Genomic DNA, 2,430 nt, shown 5'->3' with positions numbered 1-2,430 from the left:
GAAACTTGAGAGCGAAGGACTTCGTCGCCAGCAGCGCCGCCGCCCTCGTTCAGTGAGGGGGCTTATAGATCCTACCCCTTTTCTAAGTCAACAGCCGTTTTCAAAAAAAACGAGAATTCTTGCATCGCATTGAATTCTAAGAGCGATTTTCCAAGTGGCGCTTTTGTCCCCTTGGATCGCGCCGATAGCCGGGTCATTTGTCGGGAAATAGCGCGCAAAAATCCGATGACGAGATCCTTCGCCCTCACATCTTCACAATCGGATGGTCTCAAGGGCTGATCATTTGGGTGCGCGCAGGCGTCCCATTTGACTTCTATTGGCAAACTATGCACTTTTCGGCGCCAGCTAGAGCTGCCCGAGAAAGCCTACCGAAAGGACGCGGATCCACCTGCCATGATGACGGAGAAGATGATGATCCGCTCGTTCGGCAACGAGCCGCCGCTTCTCGCTGATGGCAGACGCGCGCCCGACCGCCGCGAGGTTTCATTGCGTTGGCTTTCGGGTACGTTCCTCACCGGCATTACCTCGAGCGTGCTGATGGGCGTGGCGCTGTTTGCGGCACTCGACGGCCGCCAGCAGTTGGCGATTCCCGCCGAGGCCTACGCCAATATCAATGCCGAAGCCAACGCAGATACTGATGTAACGCGCGGCAGCCGTTTGATTGCAGCCGCGATTGCCGCCAAGCCGTCGGACCGCAAGATCATGGAAGTCTCGACCGTCGTGCACGAGGGCGACAAGGAGGTCGTCCGCCGGCAGCCCTTCGCGCGTGTGAAGATGACGCTTGCCGCCAACCACGTCGCGACGGAGGACTATCCGAGCTTCAATCCGCTGACGATCTTCTCGGCGGACGAGCCGGACGCGCAGCCGACCGTTCGCACCGGGCAGATCTACGGTTCAGACGTGGAGTCCGAAGTCAGCTTGAAGACCGTGGCCTATCCCACGACGAGATCCGATCTCCAGGTGGCGCCCGGCATGACGCTCGACGAGATCGAGGAGAATGTGCGCTCCAACGGCTCAATCCTGACCGACGGCGCCGCCCAAGTGGCAGCACTCTACTATGTCGACCCACGCCGCTTCTCCAACGACGATAACGACGTTGACCTGACAGCCGGCCTGACGGCGCGCGTCCTCGAGCAGAACATGACGGTCTCCGCACCGGAATCGATCACGCCGCAGACCGAGGAATTCGCCGACGACATCATCCCGGTGCGCCAGTCGACCTCGATCATCAAGGCGATGACGGACTCGGGCTATCCCGAACTGCAGGCCAAGGGGCTGGCAGGCTACCTCTCACCGATGATCGGATCGGACGACCTCTCCAAGGGCGATGTGTTGCGCATCGGCATCCTGCAGAAAGGCGAACAAGCAAAGATCATCCGCGCCAGCATCTATCGCGGCACGCGCCATCTTGTCACCGTGGCGCTTGACGACCACGATCGGTTCGTGGCCGGCCGTGAACCACCTGAGATCGACGCAGTCACTACCGCCTTCGACGACAATTCGACATCGGTCCCGTCCAACCAGAATCTGCCACGCGTCTATGACGGCATTTATCGTGCCGCACTGTCCTACGGCATGACCAAGGACATGACCGCCCTGATCATCAAGCTGCTGGCAAGCAGCGTCGATTTCCAGGCGGAGCTGCGGCCGACCGACACGCTGGAAGCCTTCTTTTCCGTCGCCGATTCCAGCGGTCAGGCAACGGAGGATTCCGAGCTTCTCTATGTGAACGCGCGTTTCGGCGACACACAGACCCGCTTCTACCGCTTCCAGGATGCGGAAGATGGGTCGATCGACTACTTCGATCAGGACGGCAAGAGCATTCGGCAATTCCTGCTGCGCAATCCCGTTCCGAACGGCATCTTCAAGTCAGGCTTCGGCATGCGCCGGCACCCGATCCTGGGCTTTGCCCGCATGCATACGGGCGTCGATTGGGCGGCACCGCGCGGCACGGCGATTATCGCAGTCGGCAACGGAACGGTCGAGAAGGCCGGCTGGGATTCCGGCGGTTATGGCAACCAGACCATCGTCCGCCACGCCAACGGTTACGAATCCTCCTACAATCACCAGAGCGCCATCGCCAAGGGCGTCGTTCCCGGCTCCAAGGTACGTCAGGGCCAGGTAATCGGCTGGGTTGGAACGACCGGCGAATCCACCGGTCCGCATCTGCACTACGAGATGATCGTCAACGGCACCAAGGTCGATCCGCTGCGCGTGCGCCTGCCAGGCGGCAAGTCGTTGAAGGGTGAGGCGTTGGCAAAATTCGAGGACGAGCGGCAGCGCATCGACACCCTCCTCGGCAACCAGCCGCCGCCACAAGTGGCAAGCAAGTAGCGTCCATCAAAAATGGCGGCCCGGGGCCGCCATTCAGACTGCTGACGAACCCGTCGATATTTTCGGCGGGTTTGTTTTTTGGACGTTGGTTGTTTT

Annotated in this window: 1 protein-coding gene; it reads left to right on the top strand. The window is 60.4% G+C overall.

All coding sequences use genetic code 11. The features are described from left to right. Window positions 1-393: 393 nt before the first annotated feature. Window positions 394-2,334 (top strand): M23 family metallopeptidase, encoded by a 1,941-nt coding sequence (locus C934_RS0131450; RefSeq protein ID WP_018860468.1) that lies wholly within the window; start codon window positions 394-396, stop codon window positions 2,332-2,334. Window positions 2,335-2,430: the final 96 nt, after the last annotated feature.

This window comes from Rhizobium sp. 42MFCr.1 (genome assembly GCF_000377185.1).
Lineage (GTDB): Bacteria > Pseudomonadota > Alphaproteobacteria > Rhizobiales > Rhizobiaceae > Rhizobium > Rhizobium altiplani.
This window is presented reverse-complemented; position numbering and strand designations above follow the sequence as displayed.

Bases quoted from the DNA above. Each gene is read 5' to 3' on its own strand.
- C934_RS0131450 (WP_018860468.1), top strand. From the start codon at position 394: ATGATGACGGAGAAGATGATGATCCGCTCGTTCGGCAACGAGCCGCCG.